18 protein-coding genes are annotated in these 24,783 nt (G+C 69.0%); 10 read left to right on the top strand and 8 right to left on the bottom strand.

The window, feature by feature from the left end:
- Positions 1 to 292: 292 nt before the first annotated feature.
- The 3 genes from fusA to AC1D29_RS10130 all read left to right on the top strand — a co-directional run bounded on the left by fusA (position 293) and on the right by AC1D29_RS10130 (position 4,137).
- Positions 293 to 2,317 carry an elongation factor G gene (gene fusA, locus AC1D29_RS10140; RefSeq protein ID WP_477896795.1) on the top strand — a complete coding sequence of 675 codons (2,025 nt, stop codon included), beginning with the start codon at positions 293 to 295 and terminating at the stop codon, positions 2,315 to 2,317.
- 168 nt (positions 2,318 to 2,485) lie between these two features.
- The gene (locus tag AC1D29_RS10135; RefSeq protein ID WP_477896793.1) at positions 2,486 to 2,854 is read left to right on the top strand and encodes a YciI family protein; all 369 of its coding nucleotides are present in this window, start codon (positions 2,486 to 2,488) and stop codon (positions 2,852 to 2,854) included.
- A gap of 50 nt (positions 2,855 to 2,904) precedes the next feature.
- The gene (locus AC1D29_RS10130) at positions 2,905 to 4,137 is read left to right on the top strand and encodes an MFS transporter (protein WP_477896791.1); all 1,233 of its coding nucleotides are present in this window, start codon (positions 2,905 to 2,907) and stop codon (positions 4,135 to 4,137) included.
- Positions 4,138 to 4,161: 24 nt separating this feature from the next.
- Here the strand turns inward: AC1D29_RS10130 and AC1D29_RS10125 are convergent, their stop codons facing one another.
- From AC1D29_RS10125 to AC1D29_RS10095, 7 genes are all read right to left on the bottom strand, one after another.
- Positions 4,162 to 5,019 carry a spherulation-specific family 4 protein gene (locus AC1D29_RS10125; protein WP_477896789.1) on the bottom strand — a complete coding sequence of 286 codons (858 nt, stop codon included), beginning with the start codon at positions 5,017 to 5,019 and terminating at the stop codon, positions 4,162 to 4,164.
- Positions 5,020 to 5,031: 12 nt separating this feature from the next.
- Positions 5,032 to 5,907, bottom strand: a complete 876-nt coding sequence (locus tag AC1D29_RS10120) for a spherulation-specific family 4 protein (RefSeq protein ID WP_477896787.1) — start codon at positions 5,905 to 5,907, stop codon at positions 5,032 to 5,034.
- A gap of 23 nt (positions 5,908 to 5,930) precedes the next feature.
- Positions 5,931 to 7,916 (bottom strand): DUF4832 domain-containing protein, encoded by a 1,986-nt coding sequence (locus tag AC1D29_RS10115; protein WP_477896785.1) that lies wholly within the window; start codon positions 7,914 to 7,916, stop codon positions 5,931 to 5,933.
- Between the two features lie 155 nt (positions 7,917 to 8,071).
- Positions 8,072 to 9,961 carry an NPCBM/NEW2 domain-containing protein gene (locus AC1D29_RS10110; RefSeq protein ID WP_477896783.1) on the bottom strand — a complete coding sequence of 630 codons (1,890 nt, stop codon included), beginning with the start codon at positions 9,959 to 9,961 and terminating at the stop codon, positions 8,072 to 8,074.
- A complete protein-coding gene (locus AC1D29_RS10105; protein ID WP_477896781.1) occupies positions 9,958 to 12,648 on the bottom strand; it encodes an alpha-galactosidase in 2,691 nt (896 codons plus the stop codon). Before AC1D29_RS10105 ends, AC1D29_RS10110 begins: the two co-directional genes overlap by 4 nt.
- Entirely contained in the window at positions 12,645 to 13,742 is a 1,098-nt protein-coding gene (locus AC1D29_RS10100) for an amidohydrolase family protein (RefSeq protein WP_477896779.1), read from the bottom strand. Before AC1D29_RS10100 ends, AC1D29_RS10105 begins: the two co-directional genes overlap by 4 nt.
- The gene (locus AC1D29_RS10095) at positions 13,742 to 16,609 is read right to left on the bottom strand and encodes a TonB-dependent receptor (protein ID WP_477896777.1); all 2,868 of its coding nucleotides are present in this window, start codon (positions 16,607 to 16,609) and stop codon (positions 13,742 to 13,744) included. Before AC1D29_RS10095 ends, AC1D29_RS10100 begins: the two co-directional genes overlap by 1 nt.
- Before the next feature lie 380 nt (positions 16,610 to 16,989).
- On the opposite strand from AC1D29_RS10095, the gene AC1D29_RS10090 reads away from it, so the two are divergent.
- Genes AC1D29_RS10090 through AC1D29_RS10065 form a run of 6 tightly spaced genes read left to right on the top strand, consistent with a single transcriptional unit; the run spans position 16,990 to position 22,452 of the window.
- The gene (locus AC1D29_RS10090) at positions 16,990 to 17,898 is read left to right on the top strand and encodes an EamA family transporter (protein WP_477896775.1); all 909 of its coding nucleotides are present in this window, start codon (positions 16,990 to 16,992) and stop codon (positions 17,896 to 17,898) included.
- Positions 17,895 to 19,178, top strand: a complete 1,284-nt coding sequence (locus AC1D29_RS10085) for a D-tagatose-bisphosphate aldolase, class II, non-catalytic subunit (protein ID WP_477896773.1) — start codon at positions 17,895 to 17,897, stop codon at positions 19,176 to 19,178. The genes AC1D29_RS10090 and AC1D29_RS10085 overlap by 4 nt, the downstream gene beginning before the upstream one ends.
- An 11-nt stretch (positions 19,179 to 19,189) precedes the next feature.
- Complete coding sequence (locus tag AC1D29_RS10080; protein ID WP_477896771.1) at positions 19,190 to 20,374, top strand: SIS domain-containing protein; 1,185 nt, start codon at positions 19,190 to 19,192, stop codon at positions 20,372 to 20,374.
- Complete coding sequence (locus tag AC1D29_RS10075; RefSeq protein ID WP_477896769.1) at positions 20,371 to 21,327, top strand: N-acetylglucosamine kinase; 957 nt, start codon at positions 20,371 to 20,373, stop codon at positions 21,325 to 21,327. Before AC1D29_RS10080 ends, AC1D29_RS10075 begins: the two co-directional genes overlap by 4 nt.
- A gap of 53 nt (positions 21,328 to 21,380) precedes the next feature.
- Complete coding sequence (locus AC1D29_RS10070) at positions 21,381 to 22,187, top strand: DeoR/GlpR family DNA-binding transcription regulator (protein WP_477896767.1); 807 nt, start codon at positions 21,381 to 21,383, stop codon at positions 22,185 to 22,187.
- A gap of 22 nt (positions 22,188 to 22,209) precedes the next feature.
- Complete coding sequence (locus AC1D29_RS10065) at positions 22,210 to 22,452, top strand: hypothetical protein (protein WP_477896765.1); 243 nt, start codon at positions 22,210 to 22,212, stop codon at positions 22,450 to 22,452.
- A gap of 115 nt (positions 22,453 to 22,567) precedes the next feature.
- On the opposite strand, the gene AC1D29_RS10060 is transcribed toward AC1D29_RS10065, so the two are convergent.
- Positions 22,568 to 23,461: a LysR substrate-binding domain-containing protein gene (locus AC1D29_RS10060; RefSeq protein WP_477896763.1), complete on the bottom strand. Its 894-nt coding sequence runs from the start codon at positions 23,459 to 23,461 to the stop codon at positions 22,568 to 22,570.
- Positions 23,462 to 23,559: 98 nt separating this feature from the next.
- Here AC1D29_RS10060 and AC1D29_RS10055 point away from each other — a divergent pair, with 98 nt between their 5' ends.
- Positions 23,560 to 24,765: an MFS transporter gene (locus AC1D29_RS10055; protein ID WP_477896761.1), complete on the top strand. Its 1,206-nt coding sequence runs from the start codon at positions 23,560 to 23,562 to the stop codon at positions 24,763 to 24,765.
- Positions 24,766 to 24,783: the final 18 nt, after the last annotated feature.

Raw genomic sequence — 24,783 nt, 5'->3', positions numbered from 1 at the left:
AAGCTCAACCACACGATCCAAGCCTGCCTCAACCATTGAAGCGCCCTTCGACCGTGTTCGGAAGGCGCCACGCCTTCCGGTCCACCCAACCCCGGCAGGCCCGCACCTCCCGGGGTTTTTTTCGACCTGAGTTCACACCATGCGCACACGCACCTTCGACAAGCTGATCGCCACGATTCCCGAGCGCCGGAGCGCGGCTGAGCTGCGTCTGCGCTTCGGCGTCCTGCTTTTGCGCTAGCCCCTGACGGCGATTCCGCCGAGGGGCCGGCCCCTCATTCATTCAGGAATCGCCATGAACTCGAACACCAACACTTCTTCCTTCCGCAACCTGCGCAACATCGGCGTCATCGCCCACGTCGACGCCGGCAAGACCACGACCACCGAACGCATCCTGTTCTACACGGGCGAGAACCATCGCATCGGCGAAGTCCACGACGGCGCCACGACGATGGACTTCGACCCGCAGGAACGCGCACGCGGCATCACCATCCACAGCGCCGCCACGACGGTGCATTGGCACGGCACGCAGATCAACCTGATCGACACGCCCGGACACATCGACTTCAACCTCGAGGTGCGCCGCTCGCTGCGCGTGCTGGACGGCGCCGTCGTCGTCTTCGACGGCGTGGCCGGCGTGGAACCCCAGACCGAGACCAACTGGCGCCTCGCGGACGAGTACCGCGTGCCGCGCCTGGCGTTCGTCAACAAGCTGGACCGCGTGGGAGCGGACTTCCAGCGCGTCGTCACGTCCCTGCAGGAACGGCTGGGCGTGCGCGCGCTGCCGCTGCAGCTGCCCATCGGCGCGGAAGGCGACTTCCGCGGCGTGGTAGACTTGCTGACGATGCAGGCCCTGGTCTGGGACCAGGACGACGCGTCGGCGCCACCGCGCGTGGACACCATTCCGCCCGAGCTGCTGAGCGCCGCCCAGGCCGCCCGTGCGCGCCTGGTGGAAGCCGCTGCCGAGCAGGACGACGCGCTGCTGGACGCCTGGCTGCGCGGTGCCGAGCTGCCCTTGGACGATGTGCGCGCGGCGCTGCGCCGCGGCACCATCGCGGGCGCCTTCGTGCCCGTGCTGGCCGGCTCGGCCTTCCGCAACCGCGGCGTGGAGCCGCTGCTGGACGCCGTCGTGGCCTACCTGCCCCGCCCCGGTGAAGCGCCCGGCGCTGCGACGACCGAAGGCGCGCTGTCTGCCCTCGCGTTCAAGCTGACCGCCGACGACCACGGCGCGATGGTGTTCGTGCGCGTCTACAGCGGCAAGCTCAAGCGCGGCGACACGGTGTTCAACGCCAGCACCGGCAAGGCCGAGCGCGTGTCGCGGCTGTACGAGATCCACGCCGACCAGCGCGTCGAGCGCGACGAACTGGTCGCGGGCGACATCGCGGGCGTCGTCGGCCTGAAGGACGTGCTGACCGGCCACACGCTGGCCGCCACCAAGGACGCGCCGGTGCTGGAAAGCATCGCCGTGCCCGAGGCCGTCATCGACGTCGCCATCGAGCCGCGCAAGCAGACCGATGCGGCAGCCCTCGCGAAGGGCCTGGGCGTGCTCGTCCGCGAAGACCCGTCGCTGCGGCTGCGCCAGGACGTCGACTCCGGCCAGACGCTGTTGTCCGGCATGGGCGAGCTGCAGCTGGAGGTGGCCGTGGAAAAGCTGCGCGCGCGCTTTGGCGTGGAGGTGCAGGTGGGCCGACCGCAGGTTGCCTACCGCGAGACCATCGCGGCCACGGCCGAGGTGCGGCATGTGCACAAGAAGCAGAGCGGCGGCCCCGGCCAGTTCGCCGAGCTGACGCTGCGCGTGTCACCTTTGCCGCGCGGCACCGGCATCCGGTTCGAGAACACGGTGGTGGGCGGCGCGATCCCGCGCGAGTTCATCCCGGCGGTGGAGGCGGGCATCCGCAAGGCGGCTCTGTCTGGCCCGTTTGCCGGCCATCCGCTGGTGGACTTCGAGGCGGTGCTGGTGGACGGCGGCTACCACGTGCGCGACTCGTCGGCGCTGGCCTTCGAGCTGGCGGCGGCGGCAGCGCTGCGCGAGGCGGTCATGAAGGCCGCGCCCGCGGTGCTGGAACCGGTGATGGTTGTCGAGGTCATCACGCCGGCGGAGTACCTGGGCGATGTCATCGGTGACCTGCTGCGCCGGCGCGGCCAGGTGCAAGGCCAGGACGCGCGTGGCAACGCGGTGGTCGTGACCGCGCACGTGCCGCTGGAGCGGATGTTCGGCTACATCGGCCATCTGCGCGCCATCAGCTCGGGCCGGGCGCAGTTCACGATGCAGCTGGGGCATTACGCCGAGGCGCCGGCACGCGCGGCGCTGGCAGCCTGAGCCGGACGGGGTCGATGGGCCAGAACTGGCCCGTCGACCCCGCTTGCCCCGAGTCGGTTGGGGCCATAAAACGAGGGATGCCACGGCTGTCGATTTAGCGGGGTCTCGTTCGTCGTCTGGGGATGCGACGGAATTGTTCCGCCGCATCGCAACCCAGGAGACTTGACCATGCGATTCCTTTCAATGGTCCGCACGAACGAAACGGCGGGCCAGGCGCCCAGCGAGCAGCTGATGGCCGACATGGGCCGGCTGATCGAGGAGCTCACCCGCACCGGACAGCTGGTGAGCACCGCCGGGTTGCGCCCGACGTCGGAAGGCGCGCTCGTGCGGCTGCGGCGGGGCGGCCACCTGTCGGTCGTGGACGGCCCCTTCACGGAGACCAAGGAGGTCATCGGCGGCTACGCCATCCTGGAGGCGCCGTCCCTGGCAGAGGCGGTGGAGCTGACGCGGCGATTCCTCAGCGTGCACGGCACCGACTGGGACGTCGAGTGCGAAGTGCGCCCGCTCGACGGACCGGAGTTCGGCTGCAAGCCTTGATGCCACGCTGAACCGCCCCTCAGCTCACACCCATCTGCCAAGGACCTGCCATGCCTGCCTGGACGAACGCTCTGCGCGAGAACTACCGTTGGATCATCGTCGTCGCGGGCGGCCTGCTCGGCTGCGTGGCGATAGGCGCGCTCTTTTCGCTGCCGGTGCTGCTGCGGCCCATCGCGCTGGACACGGGCTGGTCCACCACGGGCATCTCGACCGCGATGACCATCGCCTTCGCCGCGCTTGCGGTCGGCAGCATCGGCTGGGGCACCCTCTCGGACCGCGTGGGCCCGCGCATCGTGGTGCTGGCGGGTTCCCTGCTGCTCACCGCCGGTCTCGTGCTGGCCAGCCTGGCGACCTCGCTGCCGGCCTTCCAGCTGTGGTTCGGCGCGCTGGTCGGCGTCAGTGCCGCGGCGATCTTCGCGCCGCTGATGGCCTGCGTCACGGGCTGGTTCGACACGCGGCGCAGCCTGGCCGTGTCCCTGGTGTCGGCGGGCATGGGCATGGCACCGCTGACGATGTCGCCGCTGGCCGCCTGGCTGGTGCAGGCCCACGACTGGCGTACGTCGCTGCAGATCATCGCCGTGGTGGTGGCTGCCATCATGGTGCCTGCGGCGCTGCTGGTGCGCCGCCCGCCCGCGCTGGCGCAGGCCGAAGCCTCGGCCCCGGCAGGTGCGGCGCAAGAGCCGGGCATGTCCGTCGGGCAGGCCGTGCGCTCCGCGCCCTTTCTGATCCTCGTGCTGACGAGCTTCCTGACCTGTGCCACCCACTCGGGGCCGATCTTCCACACGGTGAGCTATGCCGTCACCTGCGGCATCCCGCTGATGGCCGCCGTGTCGATCTACAGCCTGGAGGGGCTGGCCGGCATGGGCGGTCGCCTCGTGTTCGGGCTGCTGGGCGACCGCTTCGGCGCCGCGCGCACGCTGGTGCTGGCCCTGCTGGCGCAGGCCATCGTCGTGCTGGGCTACATCTATGCGCGCCAGCTGGGCAGCTTCTACACCGTGGCCGCCTTGTTCGGCTTCACCTATGCCGGCGTGATGCCGCTGTTCGCCGTCATCGCGCGCGAGAACTTTCCGCTGCGCATGATGGGCACGGTGATCGGCGGCACGACGATGGCCAGCAGCATCGGCATGGCGCTGGGTCCCGTGCTGGGCGGGCTGATCTACGACTCGTTCTCCAGCTACACCTGGCTTTTCATCGGCGCGTTCGCGATGGGCACCGGCGCCTTCCTGGCGGCGCTGGCGTTCATCCGGCTGCCCAGGCGGCAGATGGCGGCTGCAGCGGCTTGAGCGCCGCCGCGACCTCTAGCCCGTCTAGACCGAACGGCGGCGCCGCAGCAGGGCCAGCATGCCCAGCCCGGCCAGCAGCGTGAGGGCCTGGGCCGGTTCCGGCACGGCAGCCGCCACTTCGGCCGCCCAGTAGCTCGGCAGATGCAGGTACGGGTTGCCGCTGGCCATCGTGCCGTCGGTGACGTAGATGGCGCCCAGGCCGTACTGCTTGGCCAGCCCCATCACCTCCTGCATCTGCGCCACCGTCATCACGGTGTGAACGATGGCGCCGGTGGCCGCCGCATTCGTCAGCCCGCTCAGGAACGAGCCGTTGACGAAGTCGCTGTACGAGCCCTCGAAGCTCATCAGCGTGTTGGCCAGCGCCGTGTAGCCCGCGCTCGGCGTCACGCCCGGATTGCCCACGACCTTCCAGCCCGGGTGCGCCGCCTTCAATCCATCGCTGACGGTCTGGTAGAACGGCAACGCGCTGGGCTGCGTGGCCATCTCGTCCAGGAACACACCGTCCACGCCGTACCAGTTGGCGTACTTCTGCGCATCCGCCATCACCTCGGACGTGGACCGCGTGGGCGGCACTTCCGGCGTGCAGTGGTTGACGCCGTAGCAGGTGTAGACATAGCCGATCACCTTGCCGCCGGCCGCGCGCAGCTCGTTGATCGAGGCCACGTAGTCGCTGTTGGACGCCGCACCCGGGCCGTTGCCCGGGTTCATGATGGCCGTGACCTGCACGCCCTGCAGCGCGGCCCAGCTGAGCTGGTGCCATTCGTTCAGCGACGGCATCCACGACGGGTAGAAATAGGCCGGCACGATGATCTCGATGGCCGAGGCCCAGGGGGCCGCGGTGGCGAGGGCCAGCGTGGCGATGAGGGTCTTCAAACGACGCATGATCAATTCTCCTCAGCAGTTGCCGCCGGTCTTGAGGCTGTTCAGGCACCAGCGCTCGGAGCCCGACAGCGTGTTGTTGCCCCAGTAGGTGGGCGTGTAGTTCCAGATCGGGCCGCCCCACGGCAGGGCGGGGTTGTAGGTCATGCTGGTCGCGTAGACGTAGTTGGCCGTGGTGCCCTTGAGCGTGGCCTGCATCTCGGCCTGCGTGGCGGAATGCACCAGCAGCCAGGTCTTCACGCCCAGCGACATGGCCAGGTTCTGCACGCCGCCGTTGAGCCAGCTGGCCGCGGCCACGTAGTCGCTGTAGCGGGCCTCGTACATGACGAGGTGTTCGCCGTAGCTGGCGGCACTGACAAAGCAGCTGCTGGCACCGGGCCAGCCGGCGTTCCACACCACCGTGCCACCCGTGCCGGCGGCGGCCATCTTGGTGCGCACGGCGCTGAACTTCGGCCCGGTGCCGTTGCACTTCTGCGTGTCGGTCAGCGCCGCGTCGTCGAAGGCCGCCTCGTCGAAGAAGTAACCGTCCACGCCCGCTAGCGTGGTCTTGTAGGCCGTCAGGTTGGCGCTGATCGCGTTGTAGCGGGCCAGCTCGTCGGCGGTGTTGTAGTTGTAGCCGGTGGCGACATAGCCCAGCACCTTGCCACCCTGCGCACGGATGTTGGCGATGACGGCCTTCCAGTTGGCGATCTGACTGGCGTTCAGGCCGGTGGCGCCGCTGTTGGGGTTGATGACGACATAGGCGCCACTGGGGATCTGGCCGCCATAGGTGCTGGCGGTCTCGCCCCAGTAGGCCACCATGCCGAAACCGGTGGGGGCGGCGGTCGCCAGCGTGGCAGTCAGGCCGGCCAGCAGCGCCGCGACGGCAGGCTTCAATCGAAGTTCGAGCATTCGTTTCTCCTGGAGACGGTTCTTCAACGGACGGTGAGCGTGGTGCCGGCGCGGAAGGCGCCGAGCGCGGCATCCCAGGCCTGGGCCTTCGCCGCGTTGTCCGAATTGGCCGGGCGCACGCTGTAGCGCACGTCGCTGCTCAGCGATGCGGCACCGTCGGGCAAGGCGAGCAGCACGTCATAGGCACCTGTCGGCGTTCCGGCCGGCACAGTGAACCCGGCCGACACGGTGCTGGTGGTGTTGGGCAGCCAGGCCCGCGGGTCAACCGATGGCAGCGCCATGCGCACGACGGCGCCGGTGCTGCGATGCTTGAGCAGCAGTTGCACCGCGCGCGGGTTGAAGGCGCGTGCCCAGCCGCTGTTGCGCACCGTCAGCAACAAGGTGCCCGACTGCCCGGCCGTCACGGCATCGCTGTGGCGCAGCGTCGAGAACTCGAAGCGGTAGCCCATGCTGCGCCTGACCTCGGCCATGCAACCCTGGGCCTCCCACTTGGTGTGGAACAGGTCGCGGTAGTAGTCGTTGTTCAGGTAGGTCAGGCCGAACTGCTTGCCTTCGTTCAGGATGTCGGTGCAACTGGTGCGCGGCACCGCCCCCTCCTCGTCGGCGGGGTTGCAGGTCTCGCCGCCGAAGGGCGCCACGCGCGACAGCGAGGCGATGTAGTTGCGCTCGTTCTGGCGCGTCGCGGCGTCTTCGCTGTAGGTGCCGACGTCGGTGGCCGAGGCCAGGAAGCAGTCGTTGTGCGCGCCGATGCGCGAGGCGGCCGACCCGTCGCGCCAGCTCGGCACCTGCGGTGCCCACGCCATCAGATAGGCGGGGTAGCGCAACTGCAGAAACCTGTCGGCCGGCAGCGCGGCCAGCAGCGCATCGCGGATCTGCGTGCGGGGGCTGGCGGCGGTGAGGTTGTTGGACGACGTGTGCCATTCGCCCCAGGCACCGATGAAGCCGGCCTGCAGGTAGGCGATGACGTCCGCATTGGCCGTCAGCACCGGCTTGAGCTGGTCGATGTGGCCCAGCACGCGCGTCAGCGGCGCGTCCTTCACGTTCTGGTACTCGGTCTCGTTGGCCGGGTAGTTGTAGAGGAAGCGCGGCACCAGCTTCAGGCCGGCGCGGCGCGCCTTGGCAAAGCCGTCCCCGAGCTGCGTGAGCAGGCTGGCGGGCAGCGTGGTGTTCGCATAGGCGTCCAGCCGCACGGGGGCATAGACGACGCGGTAGCCCGACTGGAACTGCGCGTCCGCGTCCGCCTGCGTCCATTGCAGCAGGTTGTCGGCCGCCCAGACGTACATGCCGCGCTCGGGGTTGGCGATCTCCGCGGTGCTGACGGTGAAGCTGGTTTCGACCGGGGCGGGGGCAGGCGTCGGCGCTGGCGTCGGGGCAGGCGTCGGCGCTGGCGTCGGGGCAGGCGTGGGTGCGGGCGTCGGCGCAGGGGTAGGCGCTGGCGTTGGCGCAGGGGTAGGCGCTGGCGTTGGGGCCGGCGTGGGTGCGGGCATGGGCGCGCTCAGCCGCCAGGCTTGGTTCGCGTTGCCCGTGCTGCATGTCGCGACCGAGAAGGCAACCTGGCCCAACTGCGTCGGTGCGGTCAGGCAGAGGTTGTTGGCGGCCAGCTTCAGCTGGGACGTCGAACCGCCGGCCAGCGGGACCACCGAGAAACGCTGTCGCGTCTGACTCGAATCGCAGTTGTTGAGCTCCACGAACGCGCCGGAACTGGTGCCGGTGGCGGCAACGCACAGGCCGGACTGCGCGTTCTTCAGCGTGTAGATGCTGCTGCCGGCGCTGACCGGCACGAGACCGAAATCCTGGACCGCGCTGGCATTGCACGTCGCCAGCCGGATGTCCCAGGTGTCCACCTTGGCTTCCAGGCAGGCGCCCAGCGGGTTGGACACCACCGGCGCCGCGGCCGCCGTGGCGGGCAAGGCGGCCAGCAGGGCCGAGCCGAGGACGCCGGCAAGCGGGGTGGCAAGCTTCAGCACGCTGCGGGTGCGCGGCTTGGGGCAGGGGCGCATGGAAGGCATCGGGTTCTCCTCGTGAAGATCGGGCGTCAGGCCCGAGGTGGCGGACACACAAGTGCGCTGGGCAGGAGGGACCGGGCCACGTCAGCGCGAACGCGGCCGGGGCACCGGCGCGACCGGTGCCAAAGGACGATGGGAGAGAGACGCGTGGTGGGGAGCTACTCGATGTGAGCTTCGCCCCAGGTCACGACGAGGGGACCCGTGGTGTCGGTCCCGTGCTGGCGCGCGATCAGCTCGATCAGCTTCACGCCGCGCAGGTCGGCGCTGAGTTCGCGCGCCGGTTGGTTGAATTTCATGGCTGCGGTGGTCGCGAGGCGGCGACCATCGCCCCAGACCTCGAAGCTGACGCCGGCGGTCCTGCCGCGCGTCGAGTCGTCCACGCCCACGCGGGCGATGAAGCGCTGCGAACCGGTGGGCACCTGCACCTGCAGGCGCGAGTCGGCGAGCACGCCAATGCCATGGCGGAAGGCCTGGCGCTGCACGCTCAATGCCTGGTCGTAGGGCGTCGAATCGGCGCGCGGCCCGCCCCAGCCGGCGTAAGCCGGGCGGGTGCCGCCGTTGTCGGTGGTGGACCACGACGCCAGCGCGCGGTAGACGACCGGGTCCTGCTCCAGCGCGCGGATGCCGTCGCGCGCCACGTAGACGTTGCCGGGCCGCTCGGACACGTAGTAGCCGCGCGGCAGCAGGTGCTTGCCGGTGGCGGTGAACAGCAGCGCCTCGCGCGGCTGCAGCTCGAACTCGCGCTTGCCGGTGAACGTGCCGGCGTCGGCGCGCGCCCAGGCGTCGCGCAGCGCGATGGGCGCGCTCGCGTCCATCTTCAGGTGCTCGGCGGTCAGCGTGAACTTGGCGGCAGCACCCGTGCGGTTGAACAGCAGCACCGCCTTGCGGCCATCGACCAAGGTCTTCACGAGAATCTGCCGGTCGCTGTCGGCATAGGCGATGACGCCCTGGTGGCCAGCCGGGTCCTGGTTGATGGCGACGACCTCGGGCGCCTTCAGCACGTCGATCAGCGCAGGCGAGGCTTTCGACAGGTCCGTGCCGATCATCAGCGGCGCCGCGACGATGGCCCACAGGCCCATGTGCGTGCGAGCTTCCAGCAGGTGGCTGCCATCGAAATCGCCGTTGCCGATCTCCAGCATGTCGGGGTCGTTCCAACGGCCGGGGCCGGCGTAGAACTCGCGCGTGGCCACGGTGTCGAAGTTGTGCACCATCTGCGAGAAGCTGTTCGCGATGTCGCGGCTGCTGCGCCACATCGTGCCGTGGTCCTGGCCCCAGCTGCGCACATTGACGGTGCCCCACAGGCAGACCGACAACACGTAGTCACCGCGTGGCCGCACGTCGTGCAGCGCCTGCTTCAGGCCGGCGTAGAGCACCTTGGTGCCTTCGACGTCGGACTGGTTGATGCTGCCTTCGACGATGGTGGGTTTGTACTCGCGGTACTGGCCCGACGCGACATGGGGCCGGTCGCGGCCATAGGAGGACAAACCGCAGCCATCCACCTTCAGATAGTCGAAGTTCCACTCGCCGAAGAAGAGGGCCACGTCCTGCTTCATGAAGCCCATCAGCCCCACCTCGCGCTCGGCGTGCGTGCCTTCGGGCAGGTTGGGGCTGTCGGCGTCATAGGCCTGCGAGCAGGCATTGCGGCCGATGTCGGTGTAGATGCCGGCCTTCAGGCCCATCGCGTGGATCTTGTCGGTGAAGGGGCGCAAAGAGCTGCCCTTCTCGCCACCCGTGGCGGCGCTGGGGAACAGGCCCGTGCGCACCTGCAGGCGGCCGTCGGACGTGCGGCGCTTCAGCCACCAGCCGTCGTCCACATTGATGCTGCGGTAGCCGGCGGCGGCCAGGCCCGAGTCGACGATGACCTGGGCCGAGCCCAGCACCTTCTGCTCGGTGATGTCGACGCGGAAGGCGTTCCAACTGGACCAACCCATGGGCGGCGTGGGCGCGCTGCCGACCGGCTGGTGTTGCCAGCGACCGGTGGGCGCCAGCGGCTGCTGGGCGTACGCGGTGGTCAGCGTCGTAGCGAGGGCGAGGGCAAGCAGCTTCATGCGGCGTCGTTCATCAGGCGGCCGAAGGCGGCCGGCACGTGGAAGTCGGGAGTCGCGGTGTTCGTCGGGCTCCACGCGGAATAGACGCGGCCTGCGCCCTGCCCTTCCACGCGGAACAGGTTCAGGCGCCAGCCCTCGTCCGCCCCGCCCGCACTTCGCATGGGCACGGCCAGCTCGGCCGTCCAGACCTTATGCCTGGCGTCGATCTGCGCCTTGGCGCGGCTCTCGCCAACGACGCGCTTCTTGCCCGATGCCTCGACGGCGATCTCCAGCAGCAGGCCGTTGGGCGAGACCTCCACCTCGCGGTAGCTCTTGAGCCCCGCGCGGTCCGGCGCCTGCAGGAAGACCTCGACGACGTCGCGCTCCCACAGCGGCCAGATGTCGGTCGCCGAGCCTGCACGATCAAACGTGCTGAGCGCGTCGAACTTGCAGATGAAACGCAGGTAGAGCTGGCTTGGCGACCGCAGCAGCTGCACGCGGGTGGACTGCGGGCCGGCCAGTGCCTTGCCCTGCCAGTCGTGGCGGAAAAAGGTGGTGGGCGCGCCGGCCCACTGCGACGCGAGCGGGAAGCCGTCGGCGGCGACCTGCGTGACTTTGCCGGCGAAGGCGACGGGCAGTGTGTCAGACGCCTCAGGCCGTGCCTCGATCAGCAGGCTGTGCGCGAAGCGGACGGGCAGCGTGGGCTTGTCGGCGCTCACCACGCCAAGCGCCTTGCCCGTCAGCGAATCGCGCAACGTCCAGCGGCCACTGCTAAGACCATGCAGCGTGACCGGGCCGTCCCAGCGCTCCGCATAGAAAGCGTAATGCAGCGCCCCACCCTGCTCGACGACATGCGCCTCGGGCTTGTCGAAACCCAGGTCGTACAGCTCGCCGCGGTAGCGGCCTTCGGCCAGCCGTTGGCGGTTGTAGAGATCGACCCACTGGCGCCAGTGCGCCTCGCGCTCGGGCGTCAGCAGGAAGCTGTCCTTGGGCTTGGGGTCCACCGGCCAGGTGAACTTGCTGGCGACGACCGCGCCGATGCCTACGCTGGAGGCGAAGTCCTGCCCGCCGGTGCTCAGCTCCACGTGGTCGCCGGCGTAGGCCGACCAGGGGCCCATCAGCGCCTTCAGCGTCTTGCCCTTGTGGCGCACCTGCCAGCTGGACAGCGGGTCCGACGCGGGCGCCTGGTCCATGAAGGGCATGTTGTGGAAGGCGTAGCTGGTGCCGCAGGGGCAGACCTCGACGACGGCTTCCGGGTTGGCCGCGTGGGCCGTGTCGTGCATGACCTTGTAGAAGGCCGAGACGGCTTCGACCGACTCCTCCGGCCGCGCATGCTTGTGCCTGGGGTTGAAGCACGACGCCACGCCATTGAGGTGCTGGCCGTCGACCTTGAGGCCGTCGAAGCCCCAGTCGCCGATGATCATCTGGACGGTCGCGGCCAGTCGCGCCTGCGTCTTCTCGTAGGCCGGGCACAGGTAGAAGCTGTTCCACCACGTCACGTTCTGCACCGCGCCGTCCTTGTCCAGCAGCAGCAGGTCGGTGTGCTCGTGCAGCTCGTCGCTGCCGGGCGCGACGGCCAGCGGCGCGATCCAGAGGCGTGCCTTCATGCCGCGGGCGTGGATGTCGGCCACGAGCGCCTTCATGTCGGCGCCTCCCTTGGGGAACTTGGCGAGGTCGGGCGTCCAGTCGCCGGTCCTGACCTGCCAGCCGTCGTCGAGAACCGCCCACTTGAACCCCACGGCCTGCACCTTGGGCAGCGTGGCGCGCACGAAGTCCAGCGAGAAGTCGCGCTCGTAACCCCAGGCGCACCACTGCGGCTCGTAGGCGCTCACAGGCGGCTCGGGTGCGGTCAGGCCCTGCGCGGCCATCAGGCGGCGGTAGCGGTCCAGCGGCACGAAGAAGTCGCCGCGGTGCACGACGATGAAGCTGAGCGGCGTGGTGAGCGTCTGGCCCGGCGCCAGGGTCTGCGGCGCGTCACCGCGCAGCGAGACCTCGACGGCATCACCGATGGCCTTCACGGGCAGCGCCACCAGCTGCGGTTGAAGGGCCAGGTGGCCGACGGCGAGGCCCACATCGCGCCGCCATACATCCACGACGGGCGTGCCCCCGCCGTAGTCGGACGCGTTCATGCCCATGAAGTTGCGCTGTTCGAAGCCACGCTTGACGGGCTGCACCCAGTCGCGCCGGTCGGCATGGCTGGCGCCGGAATACGTCCACCAGCCGCCCGCATGGCGCGGCGCGGCGGCCAGGCGGTGGGCGGCATTGACCCAGGCGTCGATGGCGATGGGTTTGGCGCCGGTGTTGACGTAGGCCACGTCCAGCAGCGCGACGCCGGGGTGTTCGTCCAGCAGCGTGACGGTGACTCGCTTCTCGATGCCATCGGCCGAGCGGCCGACGAGGCGCAGTGTCTGGCCCGCGCCGAAGGGCGTGGTGGCCTTGCCCGGGTCGGCCTGCTGCAGCGTGAAACGGCTCAGCGGCTTGCCCTTCACGACCAGGTGCTCGCTCGCATCAAAGCCGGTCAGCGTGGCGGGCTGCTTGCCCAGCAAGCTGACGACGCGGCAACGCAGTTGATCGTCGAACTGCAGCGACAGCGCGGCGTCCTGCACGCGCACATGGCCCTTGCCTTCGGCGGCGTGGGCGGCGAGCGGCAGCTGCGTGGCCAGCGGCGCGGCGCCCAGCCACTGCAGGAAAGCACGCCGTGCCTTCATTGCTTGCCGCCCCAGGCGCCGGGGAAGGCGCGCTCGGCATTCGTGCGGTACAGCTTGTCCACCACGGCGCGCGGCAGTGCCAGGCCCTTCACGGGCTGGTCCAGGTCGGCCACCTTGAAGCTGTCGGCGGTGTTGAAGTAGCGCCAGTGCATGCGCCACACGCCCTCGGCCTCGCGGCCCAGCGCGGCGCCGTCCTGGTCGGGCGTCTGCGACATGTCGCTGCCGTAGAGGATGCGGTCCTGGTACTTGATGAAGAAGCGGCGCACGCGCTCGCGGTCCTTCTGGCTCTGGTACTGCAGTTGGCCGATGCGCGCGGCGACGTCCACGACGGCGTTGGGGAACTTGTCGAGGAAGACAGCCAGCTCGTCCACGTCACGCTCCTGCGACGCCAGGTGCACGCCGATGAAGTGCAGCCCCGGGTGCGCGGCCACCATGCGGTCGCGCGCGGCCATCTGGGCTTCCCAGCTGGGCATCTCGGGGTGCTGGTGCATGTGGTACTGCGGGTGGGCCTTGTAGTACTCACGGTCATTGTTGACCGTCATCTTCTCCAGCGGCAGCCAGCAGTTGTGCGGCTCGCCCTGGTGGCCCAGCAGCGGGATGCCACGCTTGGCGAAGTCATCAAACAGCGGCGCGAAGCGGGCGTCGTCGATCATCACCAGCTTGTTGTCGGCACCGCGCAGGCTCATGCCGATGTTCTTCCACACCTTCACGCCGACGGCGCCGGCTTTCAACGCCGCGTCGATGCGCTGGCGCGTGGCGGGCAGCCAGGCGGGTTGGTCGGAGCCCTCCACCGAGAAGCTGGCCGCCCAGGCCACGTCCTGCGGAAACGCCGTCTGCAGTTGGATCGCCACGCGCTGCTGATCGTCCAGCGGCGGGAAGTCCGGGTAGTCGACGTTGATCGTCAGCACCTTGAAGTTCTGGCGCTTGGCCGCGGCCATGAAGGCCGGGTCTGGGTTGTGCAGGTGCAGGTGGGTGTCGATCTTCACGACGCGGCCGTAGTCGGCCATCGTGTAGGGCTTGGGCTCGGCAGCCTGCGCGGAGAAAAAAGCCACCCCGGCAAGCAGGGCGGCAACGGAGGAGACAAGGTGTCGCATCAGAACTTGATGGAAGCGCCAAGGGTGAAGGCGCGGCCATAGCGGTAATAGCCGTTCGGCAGGCTGATGCTGCCGTTGCCCAGCTTGGGCGCCTGCACCGCATCCGTCAGGTTGTTGCCTTCGAGGCTGATGCGCAGCCACTTGTTCACTTCGTAGGCCACCTGGGCCGTCACCCAGGTCGTGGCATTGGCCGTCTCGTTGAAGTTGGCGCCCAGCACGTTGGTGGCGGTGACAAAGGCGTCGGTGTGATCGGCCGTGGCACTCATGCTCCACGGGCCGTTCTCGTAGACCACGCCCAGCGATGCGGTTGCCGGCGCGATGCCCTCCAGCGCGCGCTCCTCGCCGCCCACCCAGGCGCGCGACTTGTTGCGCGTGTACTGCGCCCGCACGCCAAAGCCGTTGTTGAACAGGTGCTGGAAGCCGACTTCGAAGCCGCGTGCCGTGGCCTTGTCGCCGTTCACGGGCCGCTGCACATTGAACAGCCGGCCGCCCGGCGCACCGATGTCCTGGCCCGCCAGCCAGAGGTTGGTGATCTGGTTCTTGATGTTCTTCTGGTAGACGGCGAAGGTCAGCGCCGAGTCCTTGCTGTAGTACCACTCCAGCGAGGCGTCGTACTGGCGGGCGCTGTAGGGCTTGAGCTCGGCGTTGCCGCTGTAGATCTGCGTGAAGTCGCCCCAGGAGATGCTGGCCGTCGTGCTCGACGGCGCTAGCTTGTCGACCGACGGCCGGGCCATGGTCTTGGCCGCACCCAGGCGCAGTTGCAGCGCGTCGGTGAACAGCCAGGTGAAGTTGACCGTCGGCAGCGCGAAGTTGTAGCTGGCCTCCTGCTGCAGGGTGGTCGGTGTCGCGTAGACGGCGGTGTAGTTGAAGGCACCGTTCTCGATGATGTCGGTGAGCTTGGCGTCCCAGGCCTGCGAGGAGGTCTTGGTCCTGACGAAGCGCACGCCGACGTCCGCGTTCCAGCCGTCACCCGCCAGGTCAGCCTGCACGAAGGCGGCCGTCGTCTTCTCCGAGACGCGGTAGCTTTCCAGCGGGTTCCAGGCCGGCCCGGAAGCTGTGGAGCTGTAGACGCCGCCACCGGGGCGGGGCTTGCCGTCGTAGGCCTTCAAGGCCTCGGCGTAGTTGTTGACGTCAAAGCCCAGGAAGCTGCGCGGGAAGTTGCCGCTGACGCCGCTCAGGAAACCGTCGGGGCTGAACGTCTGGTTGATGACGTTGCCGCCCAGCGTGCCGACGTTGATCGCGTAGTTCCCGGAGTAGTGGTCAGCGCCGGCATTGAAGGCGTTGTTGATCATGTCCCGCGACTTCTTGCGGTTGGTCTGGCTCAGGCCGAACTTCAGCTGGTCGATGTAGAACCGGTCCAGCTTCCAGTCAAGGTTGGCCGTGGCGCCGTTGATCTTGTCGTCGATGTTGTCGCCGGCGCGGCTGTAGTAGTGGGTGTTGAAGTCGCTGGCCTTGAACAGGCCCTGCGCCAGGCCGGTCTGCAGATCGCGGCCGTCGGCGAACGTGGTCTTCACGTCGGGCACGGCCGAGCCGGTCAGCTGGATGCGCGTCACGTTGGGCTGGTTCATGCGCAGCACGACGTAGCTGTCGTTGCCGCCGGAGTGGCGCTTGGAGGTGGACTCGTAGATGTCGCCCGTCAGCGTCAGGCTCGGCGAGAGCTTCCATTCCGCATTCGCGCCGTACAGCGCGGTGTCCACCACGCGGTACTCGGTCTTGTTCAACAGTTCGGGGTTGAGCCGCATGTCGGCGGCCGGGTTGTCCAGCGTCAGGTCGGTGACGACGCCGTTGTTGATCTTGATGTTGGACCAACGGCTGGGCAGGTCCTGCTCGCCCGGCTCGGTCGCCTTCTTGCCGGGTGCGTACAGCGGGTAGAACGACAGCTGGTAGCCCACCTGCGGCGAGTCCAGCCGCGTCTTGAAGCCGTCGACGATGACCTTCACGTTGCTGGTCGGCCGCCACTCGATCTTGCCCGACACCGCCAGGCGCTCCTTCTTCTCCATGATGGAGCCAAAGCGGAACTGGCCCGGGCCGATCAGGCCTTCCTCCTCCGGATCGAGCACGCCGTTGTTGTTGGGGTCGATGGCGCCACCCCAGGTGTTGCCCCAGGGCCAGAAGAGCTCCGGCTTGTTCGGCGCCGGGTTCCTGCTCCAGCCGCCGTCGTTGCCGGCCGTGTCGGTCCGCACATCGCGCTTCGCATACACGACGCCCAGCAGCACGCCCACCTCGTTGCCGAAGGTGTTGCTGTAGGTGCCTGACAGCTTGGTGCCGTTGAGGCTGCTCATCTGGTTGCGGTCGGCCTCCAGGCGCAGCAGGCCGCGCTGGCCCTTCTGGTCGAACGGGCTGGCGGAGCGCAGGTTCACCAGACCGCCGATGGCGCCTTCGATGAGGGACGCCTGGGCGGACTTGACGACGTCGGCGCCGTTGATGACGTCGGCGGGCAGCACGTCATAGGCGAAGTAGCGGCCGGCGCTGTCCGTGCCCAGCAGGCGGTTGTTGAAGGTCGTGATCGTGTACTCGGGGCCCAGGCCGCGGATGCTGACCTTCTGGCCTTCACCGCCTGCCGTGCGCGAGATCGACACGCCGGTGATGTGGCTCAGCGAATCGGCCACGTTGTTGTCGGGGAAGCGGCCCAGCTCGGTCGCGCTGATGCTGTCCTGCACGCCGGCGGCGTTGCGCTTGAGCGCCAGCGACTTCTGCAGGCTGGCGCGGGTGCCGGTGACTTCCACGCGCTCCAGCGTGTCGGCCTCTCCCTTGGCCGCAGCCTCCTGGGCGAACGCCGGTACCGCGGCGCCAGCGGCGGCCACGGTCAGCAGGCCAGCCACCGTCAGCGGGTGCAGGGCAAAACGGGGTTGCAGTCGAGGACTCATCGAACGGTTCCTTTTATGTCGCGCCCGCCGCCGTCAGGGCAGCGGGAAGCAAATCGGCTTGTTGTTGCCGGGGCAGCTCTCCCCCGGTGCGTTGTGCCGGCTCTGGAATGCCCCGAACCGGCTTGCCGCAAGTCTACGAATTCTTTCGTTTGATTTCGTATAGAGTTTTCACCGATGCCAAATGCTTTCGTTGCATCATGCCACGAAAGGCTTCCGCCCCGCTGACAGAGAGAGGACGGCGTGAGCTATATGGGAATCGATCCCCCAACTTGGGGATTTGGCATACGAAAGGGCTTTCGCCGTTGTGTTTTCGTTTTTGTTCGTTTATGCTTTCGCTCGAAAGTCGCAATGACGCCTTCTGTCCACCCGAAAGACACCCGATGCAGAGCAACTGGCTCACGTACACGCTGATCACAACCCTGCTGTGGGGGGTGTGGGGCGCCTTCACCGGCCTGCCGGCCGAGCACGGCTTTCCGGACACGCTGATCTACGCCGTCTGGGCGCTGACGATGGCGGTGCCCGCCGTCATCGTGCTGGCCCGCGCCGGCTGGCGCCTGGACCGCGACCGCCGCTCCGTCGTGCTGGGCCTGGCCGTGGGCCTGCTGGGCGCCGGCGGCCAGATGCTGCTGTTCCGCGCCGTGCAGTCCGGCCCGGCCTACCTGATCTTCCCCATCGTCTCGCTGTCGCCGGCGCTGACCATCGCGCTGTCGTTCGGCCTGCTGGGCGAGCGCACCGGGCGCCTGGGCATGGCCGGCATCGCGCTGGCGCTGTGCTCGCTGCCGCTGTTCGACCTGCAACTGGGCCAGGGCGGCCAGGCCATCGGCCTGTGGTTCGTTCTGGCGCTGGCCGTGCTCGTCGCCTGGGGCCTGCAGGCCTACTTCATCAAGCTGGCCACCGCGGGCACCAGCGCCGAGAGCATCTTTTTCTACATGGCCGTCGGTGCGCTGGCCTGCGTGCCCGCAGCGCTGTGGATGACGGACTTCTCCCAGCCCATCAACTGGGGCTGGCAGGGCCCAGGCCTCGCGGCGGTCATCCAGGTGTTGAACGCCGTCGGCGCGCTGACGCTGGTCTACGCCTTCCGCTACGGCAAGGCCATGGTCGTCGCGCCGCTGGTCAACGCCGGCGGCCCGCTGCTGACGGCAGTGCTGTCCATGGCCGTCAGCGGCACCGCGCCCAGCGGCGCCAAGCTGGCCGGCATCGCGCTGGCCCTGCTCGCCGCGCTGCTGCTGGCGCTGCAGCCCGAAACCCCTTCCTCCTCTTCTCAACCCGTTCAAGGAGACGCCGCATGAAGCTCATGCTCGACCTCGTGCGCCGCCACAAGCAAGCCGCCCACGGCTCAGCCGCCGTCGGCATTCCCTCGGTCTGTTCCGCCCACCCCGTCGTCATTGCCGCCACGCTGCGCGAATGCGCCGCGCAAGGCCGCCCGGCGCTCATCGAGGCCACGTCCAACCAGGTCAACCAGGACGGCGGCTACACCGGCATGACGCCGCTGGACTTTCGCCGCTACGTGCAAGGCATGGCAGAAGCCGAAGGCCTGGCGCCGGAGCTGTTGCTGCTGGGCGGCGACCACCTCGGCCCCAACGCCTGGCGCAAGCTGCCGGCCGAGGCCGCGATGGCCAAGGCCGAGGTGATGGTGGCGCAGTACGTGGCGGCGGGCTTCCGCAAGATCCACCTCGACTGCTCCATGTCCTGCGCCGGCGACCCGGTGCCGCTGCCCGAGCCCGAGATCGCTGCGCGCGCCGTGCGCCTGTGCCATGCGGCCGAGCAGGCCTGGGCTGCGAGCGCCGACCGCGGCGACCCGCCCGTCTACGTCATCGGCACCGAGGTACCCGTGCCCGGCGGCGCGCATGAAGACCTCGGCGAGCTGGCCGTGACCTCGCCCGAGGCCGCCTCGTCCACGCTGGAGCTGCATCGCCACGCCTTTGCCCGCGCCGGCCTGGAGGCGGCCTGGGAGCGCGTCGTCGCGATGGTCGTGCAGCCCGGCGTCGAGTTCGACCACCACAAGGTCATCGACTACCGGCCCGAGAAGGCTCAAGCCCTGAGCGCCTTCATCGCGGCGCAACCCGGCCTTGTCTTCGAGGCCCACTCGACCGACTACCAGACGCCCGAGCACCTGGCCCAGCTGGCGCGCGACCACTTCGCCATCCTGAAGGTCGGCCCCGGCGTGACCTTTGCGCTGCGCGAGACGCTGTGGGCGCTGGCCGCCGTGGAGCGCGAATGGGTGGGCGACGGCGAAGGCCTGGTCGACACCGTGCTGGGCGTCATGCGCGCCGAGCCCGAGCACTGGCGCGGCTATTACCAGGACCCGGCACGGCTGCACGTGGACCTGGCCTACAGCCTGAGCGACCGCATCCGCTACTACTGGGCCCACCCCGCGGTGCGCGAGGCCTGCCGGACCATGCTGGCCCGCCTGGACGCCGCGCCGCCGCCGCTGACGCTGCTCAGCCAGTACCTGCCACGCCAGTACGAGGCCGTGCGCGAAGGCCGCATCACTTCCCGCACCGACGCCTTGCTGCGCGACGGGACCGTTCAAGCGCTCCGTCCCTACCTCCACGCTTGCGCAGCTTGATTGATCTCCACATGACCTTGCTCCACCTCGACCCCACCGACCTCGACCACCGCGGCGCCGCGCACACGGCCCGCGAGATCGCCCATCAGCCCGCCGTCTGGCAGACGGTCTACGAGCAACTGCAGGCCGAGCGCCCGTCGCTCGACGCCTTCCTGAACCCGCTGCTGGCGCTGCCCAACCTGCGCATCGTGCTGACCGGTGCCGGCAGCTCGTCCTTCATCGGCCAATGCCTGGCACCGGCCCTGCTGCGCCTGCTGGGCCAGCGCCCCGGCATCCGCGTCGAGGCGGTGGCGACGACCGACATCGTCTCCAGCCCCGAGCAGTGCCTGCAGCCCGAGGTGCCGACGCTGCTCGTCTCCTTCGCCCGCTCCGGCAACAGCCCCGAGAGCCTGGCCGCCGTGGAGCTGGCCGACCGCTTCGTCAAGACTTGCCACCACCTCGTCATCACCTGCGCGGTCGACGGCACGTTGAACCGCCGCATGGCCGGCCAGACGGGCGCCCAGGTGCTGCTGCTGCCCGACGAGACGAATGACCGCGCGTTTGCAATGACGTCCAGCTTCAGCGGCATGCTGCTGGCCGCCGCCTGGGCGTTCGGCCTGCCTCTAGCGCCGGTGACCGAGCTGGCCCGCGCTGCGCAGGCGCTGGCCGAAGGCGAAACAGACCGCCTTTACACGCTGACCGAGAAGCCGTTTGAACGCGTCGTCTTCCTCGGCAGCAACACGCTGCTGGGGCTGGCCCGCGAAGCCGCGCTGAAGATGCTGGAGCTGACCGACGGCAAGCTCGTCGCGATGGCCGACTCGACGCTCGGATTCCGCCACGGGCCCAAGACCATCCTGAACGACCACACGCTGGTCGTCATCATCCTGTCCAACGACCCCTACACGCGCCAGTACGACCTCGACCTGCTGCGCGAGCTGCGCCAGCAAGGGCCGGCCCGCGTGCTGGCGCTGCGGACCCATGCACTGAACGGTGTCGAGGCTCCGCATGCCGATGACGTCCACCTGTCGCTGTCCGCGTCCGCGCCGGACCTCGCGCTCGCGCCCGTGGCGCTGGTGTTCGCGCAATGCCTGGCCCTGCTCGCGTCGCTGCAGCTCGGCATCACGCCGGACAACCCCAGCGCCTCGGGCACCGTGACCCGGGTCGTCAGCGGTGTCACCATCCATCCCGTGAACCCCGACGCGCAGCAAAACAAATGAGCGGCCTTTTCCTCGGCATCGACGGCGGCGGCACCAAGACCGCCTTCGTCCTCGTGGACGAAGGCGGCCGCCTGCTCGCGCGCCACGAGTCGACGACGAGCTACTACATCGAGATCGGCTTCGACGCACTGCGTGCGCTGCTGCGCGACGGCGTGCAGACAACCCTACGGCAAGCCGGCGTCATGGCAGGCGACATCGCCTACACCTTTGCCGGCCTGCCCGCCCACGGCGAGGACAGCGAGCTGCTGGCCTCGTTCGACGCGCTGCTGGCCGATCTGCTGCCGCGCCACCGCATCGGCAACGACATGGTCTGCAGCTGGGCCGGCTCCCTGGCCGGCGCGGATGGCATCAGCCTGGTTGCCGGCACCGGCTCCATCGCCTACGGCGAGTGGATGGGCCGCGGCGCGCGCTGCGGTGGCTGGGGCGAGGTGTTCGGCGACGAGGGCTCGGCCCACTGGTTGGCGCGCGAGGTGCTGGCGCTGTTCTCGCGCATGGCCGACTGCCGCGCCGAGCCCGGCCCGCTGCTGGGCCTGGTGCGTGAGCACTTCGAGTTGACCCACGACCTGGACCTGTGCGGCGAGATCAACGGCAGCGCCGCGCGCAGCGAGCTGGCCCAGATCGCTCGCCTGGCGACGGCCGCCGCCCAGGCCGGTGACGTGCAGGCGCGCCAGTTGCTCGTGCGCGCCGGTGACGAGCTGGCCGCGCTGGCCGCCGGCGTGGCGCGCAGCCTGGGCGTGGCGGGCATCCAGGCGGTGCCCGTGTCGTATTCCGGCGGCGTGTTCGCGGCCGGCGAGCTGGTGCTGGGCCCGCTGCAGGCGGCGCTGGCCCGCCGACTGCCGGGTGCCACGCTGAAGACGCCGCGCTTCGGCCCCGAGCTGGGGGCGGCCTTGTATGCCGCACGCCTGGCCGGCCGGCCCCTGTCGGCCGAGGCGCTCGCCAGGCTGCAGGCCTGAGCCGGCCATATCATTCGAAAGTCGGCTTCACCCTTCGACGTTTCGCTCCCCGCATGCCTGCCTCCCTCTCCCTGCCCGCGAAAACCGAAAGCCCGCTGCTCATCGACGAGCGGCGCCGGCTGATCCGCGAGCTGGTGCAGAGCCAGGGCCGCGTGACGGTGGACGAACTGGCCGAGCGCTTCGGCACCTCCGTCGTCACCATCCGCAGCGACCTGAATTCGCTCGCCTCCACCGGCGCCGTGTTGCGCACCCACGGCGGCGCGCTGGCTCAGCGCGACACCGAGGAAGTGCCCATCGGCGTGAAGCAGAAGCTGCGCCACGAGCAGAAGGCGCGCATCGCCGCCGAAGCCGCCAAGCTGATCCGCGACGGCGAGACCATCCTGCTCGACTCGGGCTCCACGACGGAAGAGATCGCCAAGCAGATCCGCGGCCTGCGGCTGAACTCGCTGAACGTCATCACCAACGCGCTGAACATCGCGGCGCTGCTGGCCACCGTGCCGCACGTCAACCTCATCATGCCGGGCGGCCAGCTGCGCCCCAACTCGTACTCGCTGTCCGGCCCCCAGGCCGTGGCCGCGCTGCAGGGCCTGTATGCCGACCGCCTCTTCCTCGGCGTCGACAGCCTCGACCCCGACATCGGCCTGATGACGCCCCACCTGCTGGAGGCGCAGCTCAACGCCCAGATGATGAAGATCAGCCGCCAGGTCGTCGCCGTGGCGGACGCGTCCAAGCTGATGAAGCGCAACCTCTCCGTCATCGCGCCGGTGGAGCAGCTGGACATGCTGATCACCGACAGCGGGGCGGATCAGGCGATCGTGGATCAGTTGCGGGGACGGGGGATTGAAGTGGTGTTGGCTTAGGTCACGTCTCATGAAGCGAACCATGTCCATTACGAATAGGAAAGCGAGCCCTCGTCCGCTCTTTGTCGAACCTGAGGGCGCGGACTATTGGATGCTTCCAGAGCAGACTTTCGTGTTGCACGCCGACGTCGCCAGCGAGGAGGCCCAATTCGAACTGTGGGATGACGAGGATGGGTTGTCAGTGTTTCCTTCAGAGGGCATGGCTTTCATCGCCGTTTTCGCTGAAGGGCAGCAGCTGGAATGCGGGCATCAAAGGCCCGTATGAACCCGGGTCCGCAAACTGCGCCCGATAGAGGCGTATCTCTTGGCGGCAGCGACAAGAGGCGCGGCATGGATCTCTTCTTGGCTGGGTATCTGCCGGCGTGACTACGGCAGGCGGCTTAGGCCAGATCCCCTAGTCGCGCTGCCAAGTAGTCCAGAAAGCAGCGAATCCTCAACGCCAGCTCCGTGTTTCGGTAATACACCGCATGCACCGGCTGGCGGACTTCCACGGTGTCCTTGGCCAGTATCTGCACAAGGTCGCCGCGCTGGCGATCCTCGGCCGTCATGAAGTCCGCCAAACAGGCGATGCCCGCGCCCACTAGCGCCAGCTGCCGCACCGTCTCGCCACTGGAGGCGCGCATGGCCGGCGTGATCTCGTACCTTTCCCCCGCCGCACTCCTCAGCGGCCACTGGTTCAAGCTCTCGGGCTGCGTGAAGCCGATGCAGCTGTGCGCGCTCAGACCCGCCACGCTGCGCGGCCGGCCTGCGCGCTCCAGGTAGGCCGGGCTGGCCAGCACACGCAGCCGGTGGCTTCCCAGGGGCCGCGCATGCAGCGTCGAATCGCGCAGCGTGCCGATGCGGATGGCCACGTCGGTGCGCTGTTCGATGAGGTCGATGATGTCCTCGTTGCTGTTCAGCTCCAGCTCGATGTCGGGAAACTGGCGGCGGAAGTCGCTCACCAGCGGCACGATGACGTGCAGCATGAAGGGCGAGGCCGCGTTCACGCGCAGGCGCCCGGCGGGCTTTTGGCGGCACACGGCCATCTGCTCCTCGGCGGCCTCGACCGACGCGAGGATGCCGCGCGCACTGGCCAGGAACAGCTGGCCCTCGGGCGTCAGCTCCAACCGGCGCGTGGTGCGCGTCAGCAGCGTGGTGCCCAGCTTCTCTTCCAGCCGGCCCAAGGCACGGCTGACACCCGACACCGTCTGCCCCAGCTGCTCGGCCGCGGCCGTGATGGAGCCGGTGTCGATGACGGTCGAGAACGCGAGCAGTTCGTCGAGGCTGGTTTTCATTATTGATTCCGAATCAAGAATATTCTGCTCGATACCGGCTTTTTCGGCATGAATGAAATCCACACACTGCGGGCCTTCGCAGTTTGTGGGAATCCACCATGCCTCTTGCCCTCCTTGCGCTGACGATCAGCGCCTTCGCCATCGGGACGACCGAGTTCGTCATCGTTGGCCTCATCCCCACGGTCGCGGCCGATCTCGGCATCACGCTGCCGTCCGCCGGCCTGCTGGTCAGCCTGTACGCGCTGGGCGTGGCCATCGGCGCGCCGGTGCTGACGGCGCTGACCGGCCGGCTGCCGCGCAAGGCGCTGCTGCTGGCGCTGATGGCGGTGTTCACCGCCGGCAACCTGCTGGCCTGGCAGGCACCCAGCTACGAGGCCCTCGTGGCCGCCCGCGTGCTGACGGGGCTGGCGCACGGCGTGTTCTTCTCCATCGGCTCCGCGCTGGCCACCAGCCTGGTGCCCAAGGAAAAGGCCGCCAGCGCCATCGCCATCATGTTCACGGGGCTGACGGTGGCGCTGGTCACCGGCGTGCCGCTGGGGACGTTCATCGGCCAGCACTTCGGCTGGCGCGCCACCTTCCTGGCCGTCGCGCTGCTGGGCGCCATCGCCTTTGTCGCGAGCCTGGTGGCCGTGCCGCGCGGCCTGCGCGGTACGCCACCGGCCACGCTGGCGCAGCAGGCCGGCGTGCTGGCGCAGCCGCGGCTGCTGCTGGTCTACGCCAAGACGGCCATCGGCTACGGCGGCACCTTCATCCCGTTCACCTTCCTGGCGCCGCTGCTGCAGGACGTGGCGGGCTTCAGCGCCGGCTCGGTGGGGCTGGTGATGCTGGTGTACGGCGTGTCCGTCGCGGTGGGCAACATCTGGGGCGGCAAGCTGGCTGACCGCAAGGGCCCCATCCCCGCGCTGCAGCTGATCTTCGCGCTGCTCGCTGCCGTGCTGTTCGTGCTGACCTTCACCATCCACGTCAAGGTGGCGGCGCTGGCCACCGTGCTGCTGTGGGGTGCGGTCGCGTTCGGCAACGTGCCGGGGCTGCAGCTGTACGTCGTTCGCCAGGCCGAGCGCTTCACGCCGCAGGCGGTGGACGTGGTTTCGGGGCTGAACATCGCCGCGTTCAACCTGGGCATCGCGTTCGCGGCCTGGGCGGGCGGGCTGATCGTTACGCACATCGGCCTGCAACACACGCCGTGGATAGGCGCGCTGGTCGTGCTCGTCGCGCTGGCGCTCACGACCTGGAGCGGCGTGCTGGACCGCCGCGAAGGCCGGCCGGCCCGCATGTTGGGCGGCACCCGCCCGCTCGCCCACTGATACACCTCACAAGGACAT

The sequence above is a fragment of the Roseateles sp. P1_C6 genome (assembly GCF_056406315.1).
Note: the sequence above shows the minus strand (reverse complement) of the source record. Positions and strands in the feature narration are given on the sequence as shown.

What these genes read in the sequence shown, in the direction of transcription:
- AC1D29_RS10090 (WP_477896775.1), top strand. Translation starts at nt 16,990, where the DNA reads ATGCAGAGCAACTGGCTCACGTACACGCTGATCACAACCCTGCTGTGG.
- AC1D29_RS10055 (WP_477896761.1), top strand. Translation starts at nt 23,560, where the DNA reads ATGCCTCTTGCCCTCCTTGCGCTGACGATCAGCGCCTTCGCCATCGGG.
- AC1D29_RS10115 (WP_477896785.1), bottom strand. Translation starts at nt 7,916, where the DNA reads ATGCCTTCCATGCGCCCCTGCCCCAAGCCGCGCACCCGCAGCGTGCTG.
- AC1D29_RS10125 (WP_477896789.1), bottom strand. Translation starts at nt 5,019, where the DNA reads ATGCGTCGTTTGAAGACCCTCATCGCCACGCTGGCCCTCGCCACCGCG.
- AC1D29_RS10075 (WP_477896769.1), top strand. Translation starts at nt 20,371, where the DNA reads ATGAGCGGCCTTTTCCTCGGCATCGACGGCGGCGGCACCAAGACCGCC.
- AC1D29_RS10135 (WP_477896793.1), top strand. Translation starts at nt 2,486, where the DNA reads ATGCGATTCCTTTCAATGGTCCGCACGAACGAAACGGCGGGCCAGGCG.
- AC1D29_RS10085 (WP_477896773.1), top strand. Translation starts at nt 17,895, where the DNA reads ATGAAGCTCATGCTCGACCTCGTGCGCCGCCACAAGCAAGCCGCCCAC.
- fusA (WP_477896795.1), top strand. Translation starts at nt 293, where the DNA reads ATGAACTCGAACACCAACACTTCTTCCTTCCGCAACCTGCGCAACATC.
- AC1D29_RS10105 (WP_477896781.1), bottom strand. Translation starts at nt 12,648, where the DNA reads ATGAAGGCACGGCGTGCTTTCCTGCAGTGGCTGGGCGCCGCGCCGCTG.
- AC1D29_RS10120 (WP_477896787.1), bottom strand. Translation starts at nt 5,907, where the DNA reads ATGCTCGAACTTCGATTGAAGCCTGCCGTCGCGGCGCTGCTGGCCGGC.
- AC1D29_RS10100 (WP_477896779.1), bottom strand. Translation starts at nt 13,742, where the DNA reads ATGCGACACCTTGTCTCCTCCGTTGCCGCCCTGCTTGCCGGGGTGGCT.
- AC1D29_RS10130 (WP_477896791.1), top strand. Translation starts at nt 2,905, where the DNA reads ATGCCTGCCTGGACGAACGCTCTGCGCGAGAACTACCGTTGGATCATC.
- AC1D29_RS10110 (WP_477896783.1), bottom strand. Translation starts at nt 9,961, where the DNA reads ATGAAGCTGCTTGCCCTCGCCCTCGCTACGACGCTGACCACCGCGTAC.
- AC1D29_RS10060 (WP_477896763.1), bottom strand. Translation starts at nt 23,461, where the DNA reads ATGAAAACCAGCCTCGACGAACTGCTCGCGTTCTCGACCGTCATCGAC.
- AC1D29_RS10065 (WP_477896765.1), top strand. Translation starts at nt 22,210, where the DNA reads ATGTCCATTACGAATAGGAAAGCGAGCCCTCGTCCGCTCTTTGTCGAA.
- AC1D29_RS10095 (WP_477896777.1), bottom strand. Translation starts at nt 16,609, where the DNA reads ATGAGTCCTCGACTGCAACCCCGTTTTGCCCTGCACCCGCTGACGGTG.
- AC1D29_RS10080 (WP_477896771.1), top strand. Translation starts at nt 19,190, where the DNA reads ATGACCTTGCTCCACCTCGACCCCACCGACCTCGACCACCGCGGCGCC.
- AC1D29_RS10070 (WP_477896767.1), top strand. Translation starts at nt 21,381, where the DNA reads ATGCCTGCCTCCCTCTCCCTGCCCGCGAAAACCGAAAGCCCGCTGCTC.